The following is a 16,589-nucleotide window of genomic DNA, read 5'->3' as shown; positions in this document are numbered from 1 at the left end:
TATCGGCGTCGGCGCAGCCCCGTCATCTCGGGGCATTCGCGAACGTGTCCTTCCCCGCGTCCTTTCCCATGTCCTTCAACACCGCCTGCAGCGCACGCACCTGCGCCTGCACCGCGCGCAGCCAGGGCGTCGACGGCCGCTCGATCGCACTGCGGCCGTAGCGCTGCGCATCGAGCCCCAGCAGCAGCGCCGCCAGCGGCGCGCCGCGCGGGCCGAAGCGCGCGTCGACCTGCGCCGCGAGCGCCCGCGGCGTGTCGTGCGGCAGCGCGGCCAGCCCCAGCCGCTGCAGCGCCGCGCGCAACTGCCGCGCCTGCCGTTGCCATGGATCCTGCCGGTGCCGGTCCCACCAGGCCCAGCCGGCGCCCAGCAGCGCCAGCGTGCTGAGGGTGCCGATCAACAGCAGCGCCAGGTCCTCCCAGCTCGGCGAGCTGAAGCCGAGGTTCTTCAGCAGGTCGAGCTGCTGGCCGCGCGAGTAGTTCAGCACCCACTGGTTCCAGCGGTTGTTGACCGATTCCCACGCGCCGCGCAGTTGCGCCAGCAGCGCCGGGCTGACGGAGCCGATCGCACCGGCCACCAGCCCCGGCTGCCGCGCGAGACGGGCGCTGCGCGAGATGCGGTCGGGCGCCACCGCGGCGGTCGGGTCCGCGCGCACCCAGCCGACTCCCTGCTGCCAGTACTCGGCCCAGGCATGCGCCGAGCTCTGGCGCACGAGGTAGTAGCCGTCGACCGGCACCGGGTCGGTGCCCTGGTAGCCGGTGACGACCCGCGCCGGCACGTCCATCGCCCGCATCACGATCACGAACGCGGCGGCGAAGTGCTCGCAGAAACCCAGCTTGCGGTCGAGCCAGAATTCGTCGACCGCGGTGCGCGGATCGGTCTCGCCGTACACGCCCGGCGCCAGCGTGTAGCCGAAGCCGGCGCTGGCGATGTGCTGCAGCACCGCGCGGGCGAGCGTGCCCGAGTCGGCCTTCGCGAACTCGGGCCGCTGCAGCAGCTGCGTGGCCCACGCGAGGGTGCGCGGGTTGTAGCCGGTGGGCAGCTGCACGAACTCGCGCAGCTCGGCGCTGCGCTGGGTCGGCCCGTGCTGGAAGCGCGTGTGCGCAAGCGCGTTGAAGCGCAGCCGCTCGGTGACCGGCCGCTGCGTGCGCCACGACAGGTCGTCGCGGCGCGACACCGGCAGGTTCTCGATCGGATCGACCTCGGAGGTGGCCTCCAGCAGCGGCAGCAGCGGCAGCCGCAGCGGTTCGAGCGTCACTTCGTAGCGGTATTCCGGGCCATCGGTGCGCAGCGCGGCGCGCAGCGGCGGTGCGAACTCGGAACGGAACACCGGCTGCCATTCCTCGCCGTCGTAGCGCCCGAGCACCGGGCCGCGGAAGTACATGGCCTGCGGCGGCGGCACCGGCCCGAGGAAGCGGATGCGCATCGCGACGCTGTCGTCGCTCGCGACCTCGGCGACCGAGCCCATGCGCATGCTGTTCGACAGGCCGGTCGTCGACAGGCCGTCCTGCGGCACGCCCCACAGCGGCCCGAGGCGCGGGAACATCACGAACAACAGCACCATCACCGGCGCGCCGAGCGCCGCGCTGCGCAGCGCGAGCCGTGCCGCCTTGCGCAGCTGCGGCTGCCCGACCGGCATGTGCGCGAGCACCAGCGCGGTCAGCAGCCCCCACACCGACAGCAGCATCGCGGCCGCTACCGGCAGCGACTGCGAATACAGGAAGTGCGTCAGCACCAGGAAGAAACCGAGGAAGAACACCACGAAGGCATCGCGCCGGGCGCGCAGCTCGAGCGTCTTCATCGACATCAGCACCACCGCGAGCGTGATGCCCGGCTCCTTGCCGAGCAGCGAGCGGAACGACAGCAGCGTCAGCCCGATCGCCAGCGCCAGCAGCCCGATGCGCACCCAGCGGCCGGGCAGCGCGCTGCCGGTCAGCGCCAGGCGGCCGCGCCACAGCAGCACGCCGCCGGTCAGCGCGGCGCACCACGGCGGCAGGTGCAGCAGGTGCGGCAGCACGGTCCAGGCGATCACCAGCAGCAGGAACAGCGTGTCGCGCGTCTCGCGCGGCAGGTGGCGCCAGCCGGGCCAGCGCGGCCACCAGCGGGTCGCGGTCATGCGCTCGCTCCGCGGGTGACGCCATGCAGTGCCAGCGCCTCCAGGCAACGCCGGCGCTGCAATTCGCCCTGCGCCGGATCGATCTGCAGCTCGGGCAGGCGCAGGCCGTAGTCGGCGCCGGCGCGCTCGGCGGCCAGCACCCACGCGGCCAGCCGCGACAACCGGTCTTCGGGCGCGAGGCCGGCGCAGCGTTGCCAGTCGAGCCACAGCTGCTGCTGCACGGTGGCGCTGGTGTCGCGGCTGACGAGTTCGCCGCCGGTCTCGAGGCTGCGCGCCGCCTTCTTCCAGACCACCAGCTTCAGCGGGTCGCCGCGCCGGTAGCCGCGCACGCCTTCGAGCTCGCTGCCGTCGGCGCGCCGGCCGGTGGCCGGGCCGCCGGGCGTCGGGTGGGCCGGTGGCAGCGGGGCCGGCGGGCGCTCGGCGCGCGGGTAGACCAGCACGTCGGACGCCGGCCGCCACACCGCCCATGCGCGGAACAGACCGAGCGGGAAGCGCGTCTCGATGCTGATCGCCGGCACCGGGTGCAGCCCGCGCGTGGCGGGCACGAAGCTGACGTGGGCCGGGGCCTGGCCGCCGGCCGGCACGTCGGCCCAGGTCAGGGTCGATGCATCGCCCGATTCGAGGCGCAAGCCGATGCCGAATCGCTCGGAGCCCGGGCTGGTCAGCGTGACCGCGAGCGGTGCCGCGTCGCCGGCGAACACCGCCGCCGGCGGGCGCAGGTGCAGCGTCATGCCGCGCAGCGTGTTGTGCGTCAGGTGCATCGAGACGATGCCGCTGCCGGCCAACAGGAAGGTCAGCACGTAGCCGAGGTTCAGCTGGTAGTTGATCGACGCGACCAGCAGCACCATCAGCGTCAGCGCGAACATCAGCCCCGCGCGGGTCGGCAGGATGTAGACGTTGCGCTGCGTCAGCAGCACGGTGTCGGTGCGCGGCAGCCGCGCCTGCCACCAAGCGCGAAAGCGCCGCCGCGCTGCGCCGGCGGCGAGCGTGAACGGGCGCAGCGGGAGCTTCAGCGCGTCGGCGGCCTGCATGGTGGCGGCAGGCTCCGGGTCAGGGCAGCGCGATCGACTCGATCATCGCGCGCACCTGCTCGCGCGCGCCGCGCCCGGCGCCGGCCACCGGCACCAGCCGGTGCGAGATCGACTGCGCGAGGATCGCCTGCACGTCGTCGGGGGCGACGTAGTCGCGCGCGTCGAGCAGCGCATGCGCCTTCGCGGCGCGCAGCACCGCGATGCCGGCGCGCGGGCTCAGCCCGTCGACGAACCAGGTGCCGCTGCGCGTCGCGCCGATCAGCGCCTGCAGGTAGTCGAGCAAGGCATCGGACGCATGCACCCGCAGCACGTCCTGCTGCGCCGCCAGCAGGTCCTGCGGCGTCATCACCGCCTGCAGCGCGCCGATCGCTTCGCGCCGGTCGATGCCGGCCAGCAGCGCGCGCTCGCTGGCGTGGTCGGGGTAGCCGAGCGTGATGCACATCAGGAAGCGGTCGAGCTGCGACTCGGGCAGCGGGTAGGTGCCGAGCTGGTCGGTCGGGTTCTGCGTCGCGATCACGAAGAACGGCTTCGGCAGCGCGCGGGTCTCGCCTTCGATGCTGACCTGGTGTTCTTCCATCGCCTCCAGCAGCGCGCTCTGCGTCTTCGGGCCGGCGCGGTTGATCTCGTCGGCCAGCAGCACCTGCGCGAACACCGGGCCCGGGTGGAACACGAAGGCTTCCTTGCTGCGCTCGTAGATGCTGACGCCGATCAGGTCGGACGGCAGCAGGTCGGCGGTGAACTGGCTGCGCGAGAACTTGAGCCCGAGCGACACCGCCAACGCATGCGCGAGCGTGGTCTTGCCGACGCCGGGAACGTCCTCGATCAGCAGGTGGCCGCCGGCCAGCAGGCAGGCCACGCAGTCACGGATCTGCGGGCGCTTGCCGACGATGATCGTGCTAATCTGGTCGATCAGGCGGTTCAGGTGGGGAAGGGCTTTCAACAGGTCCGTGCTCATGCTGCTCACGTTAACTCAAACCGCCTTGAATCCAGACCCCGAACACCGATGCCCACTGCGTTCTTCAGCCATCCCGAGTGCCGGCAGCACGACATGGGCCGCGGCCATCCCGAGTGCCCGCAGCGCCTGGACGCGATCAACGACCACCTGCTGGCCACCGGCCTCGACATGGCGCTGGAGCGCCGCGAGGCGCCGCTGGTCGGCCTGCACGACGTGGTGCTGGCACACGAGAGCCTGTACGTGACCGAACTGCAGGCCGTGCTCGAGGAACTGCAGGCGTCGGGCGAAAGCCGCGCGATGGACCCCGACACCGTCGCGAACGGCGGCACCTGGCGCGCCGCGCAGCGCGCCGCCGGCGCCGCGGTGGCCGCCACCGACGCGGTGCTCGACGGCCAGGTCGACAACGCGTTCTGCGCGGTGCGCCCGCCCGGCCACCACGCGACGCGCAACCAGACGATGGGCTTCTGCTTCTTCAACAACGTCGCGATCGCCGCGCGCCATGCGCTCGACGTGCGCGGCCTGCAGCGGGTCGCGGTGGTCGATTTCGACGTGCACCACGGCAACGGCACCGAGGACATCCTGGCCGGCGACGAACGCGTGCTGATGGTCGGCATCTTCCAGCACCCGCTGTATCCGTACTGCGGCGAGGTGCCGAAGGGCGACAACATGCTGAACCTGCCGCTGCCGCCGTACACCCGCGGCGGCGAGATGCGCGACATCGTCGAGGCGATGTGGATGCCGCGGCTCGAGGAATTCAAGCCGCAGATGGTCTTCATCTCGGCCGGCTTCGATGCGCACCGCGAAGACGACCTCGGCCAGCTCGGCCTGGTCGAGGCCGACTACGAATGGCTGACGCGCCGCATCAAGGCGGTGGCCGACCGCCATGCCGGCGGGCGCATCGTCTCGTGCCTGGAGGGCGGCTACGCGCTCGGCGCGCTGGCGCGCAGCGTCGCGGCGCACCTGCGGGTGCTGGCCGACCTCTGATTCCCCGGGCCGCGCGGCGGTCCGCCCCGATCCACGAAACCGATCCGCAAAATCATTTCACCGATGAATTCATCCCTGGGCGTCCAAGATTTCGACGAACTGCTGCGCGACCTGGCCACCGCCAGCGCGCTGACCGAAGCGGCGGTGCTGCTCGGCTGCCTCGGGCTGTCGTGGCTCGCGTGCATGCTGCTGCGGCGCGTGCTGAAGATCAACGGCGCGGTCGTGTTCGGCCGCAACGTCGTCGACGGCGTGCTGTTCCCGCTGGTCGCGCTGGTGCTGGCGGTCATTGCACGGCACCTGCTGATGGGCGTCGTGAAGGTCGCGGTGTTCCGGGTCGCGATCCCGATCCTGCTGTCGCTCGCATTGATCCGCTTCGCGGTGCGGGTGTTGTCGGCGGCATTCCCGAATTCGAGCTGGATGCGCACCATCGAGCGCACGATCTCGTGGATCGCCTGGATCGCCGTCGTGCTGTGGGTCACCGGCGTGATGCCGGCGGTGATGGAAGAACTCGACAGCGTGCGCTGGCAGATCGCCGGCGGCATGGTCTCGCTGCGCACGATGATCGAAGGCGCGCTGACGGCCGGCGTCGTGATGGTGATGGCGCTGTGGCTGTCGTCGGCGATCGAGCGCAAGATCATCCACGGCACCGGCGACGACCTGTCGATGCGCAAGATGGTGTCGAACATCGTGCGGGCGCTGCTGCTGTTCGTCGGGCTGCTGTTCGCGATGTCGGCGGTCGGCATCAACCTGACGGCGCTCAGCGTGCTGGGCGGTGCGGTGGGCGTCGGCCTCGGCTTCGGCCTGCAGAAGATCGCGGCCAACTACATCAGCGGCTTCGTGATCCTGGCCGAGCGTTCGCTGCGCATCGGCGACATGGTCAAGGTCGACAACTTCGAAGGCCGCGTCACCGACATCCGCACCCGCTACACGGTGATCCGCTCGCTCGGCGGGCGCGAGGCGGTGGTGCCGAACGAGATGCTGATCACGCAGCGCGTCGAGAACCTGTCGCTGGCCGACCCGCGGGTGCTGATCCAGACGATGGTGCAGGTGGCCTACGGCACCGACGTGCGGGCGCTGCAGCCGAAGCTGGTCGACGCGATCCTGAAGGTCGAGCGGGTGATCGCCGACCCGCCGCCGGGCGTGCAGCTGTCGAACTTCGCGGCCGACGGCATGGACCTGACGATCAACTTCTGGATCCGCGACCCGGAGAACGGGCAGGGGCAGGTCAAGTCGGACGTGCACCTGACGGTGCTGGACGTGCTGAATGCCGAGGACATCCAGATTCCGTTCCCGCAGCGGGTGGTGCATACCATCGTGCGCAATGAAAGTCAGGCTGCAGCGGACGCGAACTGAAACAGAGCAAGCGCAGCGGGCGATTCATCAAGCAACGCGCCGGGGAACCGGCTTTGCCGGCCCCCTGGCGTGGCGCCCCTTGGGGGCAGGAGGAGCGAAGCGACGACTGGGGGGCTGACTACTTTGCGATCAGCGCGTTGAGTGCGCGCAGGTCGTCCGGCTTCAACTGCCCGGCGGCCTGCCGCAGCTTCAGGCTGTTGACCAGCACGTCGTAGCGCGCCTTCGCCAGGTCGCGCCGCGCATTGAACAGCTGGGTCTGCGCGTTCAGCACGTCCAGGTTCACCCGCACGCCGACCTTGTAGCCGAGCTGCGTCGCCTCCAGCGCGAGCTGGCTCGACGACTCGGCGGCCTCCAGCGCCGTCACCTGCGCCTGGCCCGACTGCACGCCGAAGAACGCCTGGCGCGTCGCCTGCGCGGTGCCGCGGCGCGCCGAGTCGAGCAGGTTGCGCGACTGCTCTTCGAGCTGCAGCGTTTCCTTCACGCGGTTCTGGATCGAGAAGCCGGCGAACAGCGGGACCGTCATCGTCAGCGCGACGTCGGAACTGGTGACGCGGCCGGATGCATCCACCGGTTTCGTGATCGACGTGTGGCCGCGCCCGTAGCTGCCGGTCAGGCCGACTGTCGGCAGGTGGCCGGCGCGAGCCTTCTCGGTCTCGAGCTTCGCGATGTCGTAGCCGAGCTGCGCGCGGCGCACCGTCGGCGCGGTGTCGGTCTGCGACACCCAGGCCTCGACGTTGTTCGGCGTGGTCGCCGGCAGCGCGACCGGGGTCGCCAGCGGCTTCGGCGCGACGCCGTCGCGGCCGACCAGCTGGTCGAGCGCGATGCGCTTGGTGCGCAGGTCGTTGTCGGCCGCGATCTCCTGCGCGGTGGCCAGGTCGAAGCGGGCCTGCGCCTCGCGGGTGTCGGTGATGGTCGCGGTGCCGACCTCGAAGTTGCGTTTCGCCGACGCCAGCTGCTCGGCGATCGCGCTCCTGTTGGCCTGGGCGGTGGCCAGCGCGTCCTGCGCCGCCAGCACGTCGAAGTAGGCCTGCGCCATGCGGACGATCAGGTCCTGCTCGGCGGTTTCCAGGTCGGCACGCGAGATGTCGACGCCCAGGTCGGCTTGGTCGATGGTCTTGTCGTTCGCGCGGTTGAAGAGCGTCTGCGACGCGTTCAGGCCGGCGGTGCCGGAGCGGCTGGTCGATTCGCTGAGCGGCGATTCGCTGTCGCTGCGCGCCGCCTGCAGCTGGGCCCCCACCTGCGGACGGCGCAGCGCATGCGCCTGCTCGGCCTTGTACTGCACCGACTCGGCCAGCGCCTTGGCCGCCAGGTAGGTCGCGTCGTAGCCGCGCGCCGTGTCGTAGAGCTCGGCCAGGCTTTGCGCCTGCGCGAAGGGCGCGGCACCGAACAAGGCGGCGCAGGCCAGCACCAGGCGGCTCGGCTTCGGCAAACGGGTCGGGGACACAGCGGACATGGGACGTTCCTTGGGGGAGGGTGATCAGGAATCAGTAAAGCGGCACGGACGCGTCGACCTCGCGCGACCACGCGTCGATGCCGCCGGCGATGTTGTACACGTCGGCATGGCCCGCGCGCTCGAGGAATGCGACGACCTGCAGACTTCGCATGCCGTGGTGACACAAACCCAGGACGGGCTGCGTCGCATCCAGTTCGCCCAGCCGCTGCGGGATCTCGCGCATCGGGATGCAGACGGTGCGCACGCCCGGCACCGCCAGCGACGCGGTCTGCACCTCCCACGGCTCGCGCACGTCGAGGATCACCGGCCGGCGATCCGGGCCGAAGCTCGCCAGCAGGGCCTGCACGTCGGTGACTCGAAGCTGTTGCATGGGGCCGTGTGTCCGTGGATCAGTGGTCGGAGATCAGAAATGGAAGCGCGACGGCTCGTCGAAGCCCAGCAGCCGCGGCGCGACGGTGTCGAACAACTCGACGCTGCGGAAATCGGCCTCGCCGACGCGGGTGACCAGCGTCGCGCGCATCACCGGCTCCTGGCCGACGATCGCGGCGAGGCGCCCGCCGACCTTCAGTTCGTTGAGCAGCGACGGCGGCACCGCGGCGACCGAGCCCGACAGCAGGATCACGTCGAACGGGCCGGCGGTCGGCAGCTTCTTCGAGCCGTCGCCCTCGACCACGCTGACGTTCGCGACCGCGGCGCGGCGCAGGTTGTCGGCCGCCAGCCGGGCCAGCTCGGGCACGATCTCGAGCGTCACCACCTGGCGCGCCTTGTGCGACAGCAGCGCGGCCATGAAGCCGGAGCCGGCGCCGATCTCGAGCACGCGCTCGTGGCGGCGCACGTTCAGTTCCTGCAGCAGCCGGGCCTCGACGCGCGGCGCCAGCATCTGCTGGCCGCCCGGCAGCGGCACCTCGGTGTCCATGAAGGCCATCGCCCGGTACGCGGCCGGCACGAAGTCCTCGCGCTTGATCACGCCCAGCAATGCCAGCACGCCGGGGTCGAGCACGTCCCACGGGCGGATCTGCTGCTCGATCATGTTGAAGCGGGCTTGTTCGACGGTCATGGCGGCGTTCCTCCGGAGGCAGGGTGGGGTGAGGGCAAACCCGGCATTTTAGGGGGCGCCCACCTGCTTTTCGCCCAGGTGGCGAGGTCGTCGAGGTAGCAGTAGATGACCGGCACGACCACCAGCGTCAGCAGCGACGAGGTGATCACCCCGCCGATCACCGCCTGGCCCATCGGCGCGCGCTGCTCCGAGCCTTCGGACAGCGCGAACGCGAGCGGCACCATGCCGAAGATCATCGCCAGCGTCGTCATCAGGATCGGCCGCAGCCGCACCTCGGCCGCGTGCAGCAGCGCCTGCTCGCGGGTCATCGGGGCCTCGTCGTGGTCGAGCCCGTGCTCGCCCTTGTGTTCGCCGGCCCGCGAGCGGATCGCGAAGTCCACCAGCAGGATCGCGTTCTTCGTCACCAACCCCATCAGCATCACGATGCCGATGATGCTGAACATGTTCAGCGTCGAGCGGAACATCAGCAGCGCCAGCACCACGCCGATCAGCGTCAGCGGCAGCGAGCTCATCAGCGCGAGCGGCTGCAGGAAGCTGCGGAACTGGCTCGCGAGGATCATGTAGATGAACACCACTGCCAGCGCCAGCGCACCGACCGCGTACGCGAACGATTCGTTCATGTTCTTCGTCGAGCCGCCGAACACGTAGCGGTAGCCGGGCGGCCAGCTGATGCCGTCGAGCGCGCGGCGGATGTCGGCCGACACGTCGCCGGAACTGCGGCCGTAGGCATTGCCGTCGATGTTGATCTCGCGGTTCAGGTCGCGCCGGTTGATCTGGTTCGGGCCGGTCGACGGCGTCACGTCGGCCACCTGCGACAGCCGCACCGAGCGCGCCGAGCCGTCGGCCGCCGCGCCCACGTTGATCGGCAGGCGCTGCAGGTCTTCCAGCGTGTGGCGGCTGTCGGGCGTCAGGCGCACGTTGACGTCGTAGTTCTCGCCGTCCGGCGCGCGCCAGTTGCCCACCGTGGTGCCGGCCACCAGCGTGCGCAGGCTGTTCGCGAGCGCGTTGACGTTCAGCCCGACGTCGGAGGCGGCGTCGCGCTTCACGTCGATCGCGACGGTCGGCTTGTCGGGCTTCAGCGTGGTGTCGAGGTCGACCAGGCCCGGGATCGCGCGCAGCTTCAGGTCGAGCTGGGCCGACAGCCGCGCGAGCTCGGCCAGGTCGGCGCCCTGGATCGAGAACTGCAGGCTCTTGCCGCCGCCCAGGTCGGTCGGCCCGATGTTGGTGACGGTGATGCCGGGGATGCGCGACAGCCGCTCGCGCAGCGGCACGCTGAGCTCGTTCAGGTTGCGGCTGCGGTCCTGGCGATCGACCAGCCGGACGTAGGTGGAACCGTAGATCTTGCCCAGCGCATTGCCGCTGTTGATCGTGGTGACGGTGTAGCGCACCTCGGGCATCTCGCGCAGCGCCGCGTCGATCTGCTTTGCGCGCAGCTCGGTGACCTCGATCGACGAGCCGACCGGCGTGTAGAAGTTGACCTGCGTCTCGGAGAAATCGGCCTTCGGCACGAACTCAGCGCCGAGCACCGGGATCAGGAAGAAACTGCCGACGAAGGTCGCGAGCGCGATGCCCAGCGTCGCCAGCTTGTGGCCGAGCGCCCAGCCGAGGATCTCCTGATAGGCATGCGACAGCCAGAGCGTGAAGCGGTCGAACGCGCCGGTGACGCGGCCGACGGTCTTGTCATACAGCGTGACCGGCGGGCCGCGGTGCACGCCGTGCGCGGCCGGGTCGTTCCAGACGCTCGACAGCATCGGGTCGAGCGTGAAGCTGACGAACATCGAGATCAGCACCGCGGCGACGATGGTCAGCCCGAACTCGTGGAAGAACTTGCCGACGATGCCGCCCATGAAGCCGATCGGCAGGAACACCGCGACGATCGACAACGTGGTCGCCAACACCGCCAGCCCGATCTCGTTGGTGCCGTCGAGCGCCGCCTGGCGCGCGCTCTTGCCCATCTGCACATGGCGCACGATGTTCTCGCGCACGACGATCGCGTCGTCGATCAGCAGCCCGACGCACAGGCTCAGCGCCATCATCGTGATGGTGTTGATCGTGAAGCCGAACACGTACATGAACAGGAAGGTGCCGATCAGCGCGATCGGCAGCGTCAGGCCGGTGATGATGGTCGAGCGCCACGAATTCAGGAACAGGAAGACGATCAGCACGGTGAGCGCGGCGCCCTCGAACAGCGTGCGCTTGACGTTGGCCACCGAGACGCGGATGCCGCGCGAGCTGTCGCGGTTGACCTCGACGCGGATGCCGGGCGGCGTCAGCGCGGCGGAATCGGCCAGCGCCTTGTTCAGCCCGTCGACCACCTCGATGGTGTTCTCGCCCTGCGATTTCTGCACCGACAGCAGCACGGTGCGCTGGCCGTTGTAGAGCGCGAGGCTCTCGATCTCCTGCGGGCCGTCGACCACGTCGGCGACCTGCCACAGCTTGACCGCCGCGCCGCCGTTCGGGCCGCGCCGCGCGACGATGATCTCGCGGAAGTCTTCCGGCCGCTTCAGCCGCGCGTTGACCTGCACCACGCGCTCCTGCTCGCGGGTGCGGATCGAGCCCATCGGCAGTTCCTGGTTCTCGCTCTTCACCGCGGCGACGACCTGGTCGACGCTCAGGCCCAGCGCATCGAGCGCGGCCGGCCGCACGTAGACATTGATCTCGCGCTCGACGCCGCCGATCACGCTGACCGCGCCGACGCCGCGCACGTTCTCGAGCCGCTTCTGCAGCACCTGCGTGGCCCAGGTGGTCAGCTCCTGCGGCGAGCGCTGCCCGTCGGTGGACAGCACCGCGACGTTGAATATTGGCTGGCTGGCCGGGTCGAAGCGCGAGATGCGCGGCTCCTTGACCTCGTCGCGCAGGTTCGGCCTGATCAGCGCGACCTTCTCGCGCACGTCGTCGGCGGCCTTGCGCCCGTCGACATCGAGGTTGAACTCGACGATGACGACCGCGGTGCCCTCGTACGAGCGGGAGTACAGCGAGTTGATGCCGGCGACGGTGTTGACCGCCTCCTCGATCTTCTTCGTGACCTCGCTCTCGACGATCTCCGGCGACGCGCCGGGGTAGTCCATCTGCACGACGACGGTCGGGAAGTCGATGTTCGGGAACTGGTCGACGGCAAGGCGCTGGTAGCTGAACAGCCCGAGCACGACGAAGGCCAGCATGACCATCGTGGCCATCACCGGGTTGCCGATCGAGACGCGGGTGAACCACATGGCGTGTCAGCGCCCGGCGGCGGCCGAGGCCGGGTCGGCCGCCGAAGCGGGAGCGGCCAGGCGCACCGCGGTGCCGTCGCGCACCTGGCCGACGGTGCTTCGCAGCAGCGTCGCGCCGTCGGCGACGCCGGCGGCGAGCTCGACCTGGCTGTCGCGCTCCAGGCTGCCGGCGATGCTGCCGCGGCCGCCGAGCGTCACGCTGCGCTGTCGCACCACGCCGTCGACGACGGCCAGCACATAGGGCCGGGCCTGGTCGACGCGCACCGTGCCGGCCGGCACCGCGAGCGCCGTCTTGCGCTCCAGCTCGATCGCACCGCGGGCGAACAGCCCCTGGCGCAGCCCGGGTTGCGGCAGCAGTTCGAGGTAGACCATCACCGCGCGCGTGCCCGCCTGCGTGCTCGGGTTGATGCGCACCACCTTCGCCTGCGCCGGCGCCGCGAGGCCGTCGACCTGCAGCGTGGCCGCCTGCCCGACCTGCACCGCGCCGACGTCTTCCGGCGCGATCGCCGCTTCGAGCTCGATGCGCGACAGGTCGACCACCTCGACCAGCCTGGCATCGACCGCGACGCGCTCGCCCGGCTGCGCGGCGCGCACCGAGACGATGCCGGCGATCGGCGCGAGCAGCTGCGTGTCGGTGCGCGCCTTGCGTGCGAGTTCGACGGCGGCTGCCGCGGCGAGGTAGTTGGCGTTCGCGGTCGCTTCGTTCGACACCGAGGTCTCGAGCCCGGTCGACGAGATGAAGCCCTGGGCCACCAGCGCCTTGTTGTTTTCGAGCGTGCGGCGCGCGATGTCGAGCTGGCCGCGCGCCGATGCGGCGTTCTGCTCGGCCTGGCGCAGCCGCCAGTCGACCTCGGTGGTGTCGAGCTGGCCGATGACCTGGCCGGCCTTCACGCTGTCGCCTTCGCGCACCGTCAGCGACTTGACCTCGGCCGCGACCTTCGCGCGCACCACCGCGCTGTTGACGGCTTTCAGGCCGCCCGATACCGCGAGCGTGCGGGCGAACGGTTGCGGGTGCAGCACCAGCAGGTCGCCGGGCGCGAGCTCCAGCGCCGCCGGCGCCCGGGCGGTGCCGAGCGCGGCCTGCTGCTGCTTGCGGGCGCTCAGCGCCCGGGCGACGAAGCCGCCGACCAGCACGACGACGACGACCGGGACGGCCCACTTCACCCAGCGCTTCATGAGAGGTCGAGCTTCGGGTGGAGCTCGATGCCGCGGGTCACGGTGTCCATGTGCTGGAAGACGAAATCGTGCGGGGACATCAGCGACGGCACCGGCGAGCAGGCGCCCAGCGAGTGCTTGTGCATGCACAGCATGACCATCGGCAGGATCAGCGAGTGCACGGTGGACTCGACGTCGACCCGGCGGAATTCGCCGGCGTCGATGCCGCGCTGCACGACGCCGCCGACCAGCTGCGAGCCCGGCTCGACCACCTGCTCGCCGTAGTACTCGGCGATGTCGGGGAAGTTGCGCACCTCGGTGACGATCAGCTTGAAGACGGCCGACGCCGGGCTCTCGAAGATGCGCAGCCACCAGCGCGGCAGCACCTCGCGCAGCACCCGGGCGTTGCTGCCGCTGAAGGCGCGCACCTCGTCGACGCCGCTCTGGATCTCGGTCGACACCCGTTCGCGGATCACCGCCTTCAGCAGCTCTTCCTTGCTCGGGTAGTAGAGGTAGAGCGTGCCCTTGGACACCCCGGCCGCCGCCGCGACCTCTTCCGACCGGGTCGCGGAGAAACCCTTTTCAGAGAAAAGCGCCAATGCCGCATCCAGCAGCTCCTGCGGACGGGCCTCTTTGCGGCGTTGACGGGGGATCGGGTGGGGGGTACTCATGGACCGGTACTGACTGACTGGTCAGTAATGTAGGCGATGGGGGCCGCCAGGGTCAAGCCGAAGGCGGCCGCTATCATCGGCGCTCCATTTTTTGCCGGGGAACGCGATTGGACTTCGTACTGTTGTTGAAGGCGGCGGTGATGGGCGTCGTCGAGGGGCTGACGGAGTTCCTGCCGGTGTCGAGCACCGGGCACCTGATCCTGGCGGGGTCGTTGATGCATTTCAACGACGCGCGGGGCAAGCTGTTCGAGATCGTGATCCAGTCGGCGGCGATCCTGGCGGTGGTGTGGGAATTCCGCGGCCGCATCGGCGGCGTGCTGGGGGGGCTGGGGCACGACCCGAAGGCGCGCCGGCTGCTGCTGAACGTCGGCATCGCGTTCCTGCCGCTGGCGGTGCTGGGCCTGCTGTTCGGCAAGATGCTGAAGGCCAACCTGTTCAACGCGCCGACGGTGGCCACGACCTTCATCGTCGGCGGGCTGATCATCCTGTGGGCCGAGCGGCGCCAGCACAGCGTGCGGGTGCAGTCGGTCGACGAGATGACGCCGCTGGACGCGCTGAAGGTCGGGATCGCGCAGGCCTTCGCGCTGATCCCCGGCACCAGCCGTTCGGGCGCCACCATCATCGGCGGCATGCTGTTCGGGCTGTCGCGCCAGGTGGCGACCGAGTTCACCTTCTACCTGGCGATCCCGACGCTGGGTGTCGCGTCGGTCTACTCGCTGTACAAGGAGCGCGCGCTGCTGTCGGCCGACGACCTGGGCATGTGGGTGGTCGGCATGGTCGCCGCCTTCATTTCGGCGTTCTTCTGCGTGCGCTGGCTGCTGCGCTACATCTCGACGCACACCTTCGTGCCGTTCGCGTGGTACCGCATCGTGTTCGGCGTGGTGGTGCTGGTGACGGCCTGGAGCGGCGTGGTCACCTGGGCGGATTGAATGGGCGGCGCTACGGCGCGAACGGCGTGAACAGCGGCGCCATCCGCAGCTCGACCCGGTCCTGCTTGGCCCGCCGCGACAGGTCGGCCATCGTCGCGCCGAAATCGTCGAACAGCAGCGGCATCGCCTGCAGCGGCTGATCCAGCGGCAGCCAGAAGTCGTCCCAGTGGATCGGCACGACGCGTTTCGCGCCGGTCAGCTGCACCGTCTCGTGCCAGTAGGCGCTGCGGTAGGCGTCGTCCTTGCGGCCGAGCGTGCCGACGCCGAGGAACACCGTGTCGACCTTCCGGCCGGCCAGCGCGCCGGGGATGAAGCCGGCGCTGCCCTCGATCAGCCAGCGGCCGCCGGATGCATGCTCGACGACGATGCTCCACACCTGGCCTTCGCGCCAGGCCGGCGCCCGCGTCGGCGGCACCACCGGCGCCATGATGTTCTCCACCGACACCCCGTCGCTCCACGGCGTCGGGCTGTGGCGCGACGCGATGAACGTCAGCTTGAACCTGCCGAGCGCGACGGTGTCGCCGGGCCGCACCTCGCGCAACTGGGCCGGCGGCAACCCGGCGCCGAAGCCGATCTGCATCGTCGAGTTGGAGCCGACCAGCACCGCGCCGGTGCGCAGCGCGACGGTCGGCGAGTCCATCGCGTGGTCGTAGTGGGAGTGCACCGGCACCACGGCCGCGAGTCGGGTGACGCCGAGGCGTTTCAGTGCGCTGTCGATCGTGGCGGCGTCGGGGCCGATGCGCCCGAAGAAGGTCGTACCCATACCCGGGCGCGAGAAGAAGCCGTCGGTCATCCAGGCGGTTTCGCCGTCGTCGAACAGCAGCGTTGCCACGCCGGCGAAGCGCACCGTGACCGCCGCGCCGGCGGGCGCGGCCGGCAGGTTCAGGGCTTGAAAGTCATCCAGCGAGGGATGACGCCGGGCCTGGACGACCACGAACGCGATGGCCACTGCCAGCAGCGCCGCCAGCACCAGCGCGGCGCGCCGAACCTGGCGGACGGTCACGAAACAGCGGTCACGAAACAGCGGTCACGAAATCAGGCAGCCGGATGCGCCAGGTCGCGCAGCACGGTCGGGCCCACGCGCCGCTCGATCTCGGCCAGCAGCGGGCGGCCCCAGCCGAGCGCGAACAGGACTTCGGCGGTGACGAACATCGGCCCGACCAGCAGCCCGACGATGTCGTCGACGAAGGCCGGCTTGCGTCCTTCGTAGTAGTGGCCGATGAACTGGATGACCCAGCCGAGCACGAAGCTGCCGATGCCCCAGCCGAGCCAGCTGGCGAGGCTGCCGCCCGAGACTTGCTGTGCGAGCGCCATCAGCACCCCGTTGACGAGGCTGACCGCGAGCCCGAGCGCGAGGTTGCCCCGCGTCAGATACCAGACCGTCGCGAGCCCCCAGAGGATCCAGGCGGGGGTCAGCGCGAGGTTGCCGAGCGTGAAGGCGGGTTTGGCGAGCAGCACGCCGACCGCGAACACGATCAGCGGGATGCCGGCGAAATGGGTGGTGATGTTGCGGCGGTCGCGGTGGTAAGCCGCGTACTGCGACAGGAGGTCCAGGGCCGAACGTTGTCTCGTCATGGTGTTCTCCGTGGTCTGAGGCCAGGGCTGCGGTCGGATGGGGCCATCTTAGAGCGGTTGCTGGCGAGTGCAAGTCAGGGACTGTGAAGACCTGCACGGGG

General features: G+C 70.3%; 14 protein-coding genes. 3 read left to right on the top strand and 11 right to left on the bottom strand.

The window, feature by feature from the left end:
- Window positions 1–22: 22 nt before the first annotated feature.
- From FHT26_RS24935 to FHT26_RS24925, 3 genes are read right to left on the bottom strand one after another with little or no spacing between them, the layout of a single operon-like run.
- Complete coding sequence (locus tag FHT26_RS24935; RefSeq protein WP_168562791.1) at window positions 23–2,113, bottom strand: transglutaminase TgpA family protein; 2,091 nt, start codon at window positions 2,111–2,113, stop codon at window positions 23–25.
- On the bottom strand, window positions 2,110–3,144 hold the full coding sequence (locus tag FHT26_RS24930; protein WP_168562790.1) for a DUF58 domain-containing protein: 1,035 nt from the start codon (window positions 3,142–3,144) through the stop codon (window positions 2,110–2,112). Before FHT26_RS24930 ends, FHT26_RS24935 begins: the two co-directional genes overlap by 4 nt.
- Before the next feature lie 19 nt (window positions 3,145–3,163).
- Window positions 3,164–4,099, bottom strand: coding sequence for an AAA family ATPase (locus FHT26_RS24925; RefSeq protein ID WP_168562789.1), 936 nt, complete (start codon window positions 4,097–4,099; stop codon window positions 3,164–3,166).
- Window positions 4,100–4,147: 48 nt separating this feature from the next.
- Between FHT26_RS24925 and FHT26_RS24920 the strand changes: the two genes are divergently transcribed.
- Window positions 4,148–5,083 (top strand): histone deacetylase family protein, encoded by a 936-nt coding sequence (locus FHT26_RS24920; protein ID WP_168562788.1) that lies wholly within the window; start codon window positions 4,148–4,150, stop codon window positions 5,081–5,083.
- Between the two features lie 63 nt (window positions 5,084–5,146).
- Complete coding sequence (locus FHT26_RS24915; protein WP_168562787.1) at window positions 5,147–6,436, top strand: mechanosensitive ion channel family protein; 1,290 nt, start codon at window positions 5,147–5,149, stop codon at window positions 6,434–6,436.
- Window positions 6,437–6,554: 118 nt separating this feature from the next.
- Here FHT26_RS24915 and FHT26_RS24910 read toward each other — a convergent pair whose 3' ends face one another.
- The 6 genes from FHT26_RS24910 to FHT26_RS24885 are packed head-to-tail and all read right to left on the bottom strand — an operon-like array spanning window position 6,555 to window position 13,984.
- Complete coding sequence (locus tag FHT26_RS24910) at window positions 6,555–7,889, bottom strand: TolC family outer membrane protein (protein ID WP_168562786.1); 1,335 nt, start codon at window positions 7,887–7,889, stop codon at window positions 6,555–6,557.
- 31 nt (window positions 7,890–7,920) lie between these two features.
- A complete protein-coding gene (locus FHT26_RS24905; protein ID WP_168562785.1) occupies window positions 7,921–8,259 on the bottom strand; it encodes a rhodanese-like domain-containing protein in 339 nt (112 codons plus the stop codon).
- Between the two features lie 33 nt (window positions 8,260–8,292).
- Entirely contained in the window at window positions 8,293–8,946 is a 654-nt protein-coding gene (locus tag FHT26_RS24900; RefSeq protein ID WP_168562784.1) for a protein-L-isoaspartate O-methyltransferase family protein, read from the bottom strand.
- Window positions 8,943–12,158, bottom strand: coding sequence for an efflux RND transporter permease subunit (locus tag FHT26_RS24895; RefSeq protein WP_168562783.1), 3,216 nt, complete (start codon window positions 12,156–12,158; stop codon window positions 8,943–8,945). The genes FHT26_RS24900 and FHT26_RS24895 overlap by 4 nt, the downstream gene beginning before the upstream one ends.
- Before the next feature lie 6 nt (window positions 12,159–12,164).
- Window positions 12,165–13,334 (bottom strand): efflux RND transporter periplasmic adaptor subunit, encoded by a 1,170-nt coding sequence (locus FHT26_RS24890; RefSeq protein ID WP_168562782.1) that lies wholly within the window; start codon window positions 13,332–13,334, stop codon window positions 12,165–12,167.
- Window positions 13,331–13,984: a TetR/AcrR family transcriptional regulator gene (locus tag FHT26_RS24885; RefSeq protein ID WP_168562781.1), complete on the bottom strand. Its 654-nt coding sequence runs from the start codon at window positions 13,982–13,984 to the stop codon at window positions 13,331–13,333. Before FHT26_RS24885 ends, FHT26_RS24890 begins: the two co-directional genes overlap by 4 nt.
- A gap of 107 nt (window positions 13,985–14,091) precedes the next feature.
- Here FHT26_RS24885 and FHT26_RS24880 point away from each other — a divergent pair, with 107 nt between their 5' ends.
- Window positions 14,092–14,913 (top strand): undecaprenyl-diphosphate phosphatase, encoded by an 822-nt coding sequence (locus FHT26_RS24880; protein ID WP_168562780.1) that lies wholly within the window; start codon window positions 14,092–14,094, stop codon window positions 14,911–14,913.
- A gap of 10 nt (window positions 14,914–14,923) precedes the next feature.
- Here FHT26_RS24880 and FHT26_RS24875 read toward each other — a convergent pair whose 3' ends face one another.
- Entirely contained in the window at window positions 14,924–15,916 is a 993-nt protein-coding gene (locus tag FHT26_RS24875) for an MBL fold metallo-hydrolase (protein ID WP_210427578.1), read from the bottom strand.
- A gap of 32 nt (window positions 15,917–15,948) precedes the next feature.
- The gene (locus tag FHT26_RS24870) at window positions 15,949–16,488 is read right to left on the bottom strand and encodes an Mpo1 family 2-hydroxy fatty acid dioxygenase (protein WP_168562779.1); all 540 of its coding nucleotides are present in this window, start codon (window positions 16,486–16,488) and stop codon (window positions 15,949–15,951) included.
- Window positions 16,489–16,589 lie beyond the last annotated feature (101 nt).

The sequence above is a fragment of the Rhizobacter sp. SG703 genome, assembly GCF_012275445.1.
Lineage (GTDB): Bacteria > Pseudomonadota > Gammaproteobacteria > Burkholderiales > Burkholderiaceae_C > Rhizobacter.
The sequence above is the reverse complement of the archived record's forward strand: the minus strand, read 5'-3'. Positions and strand labels throughout refer to the sequence as shown.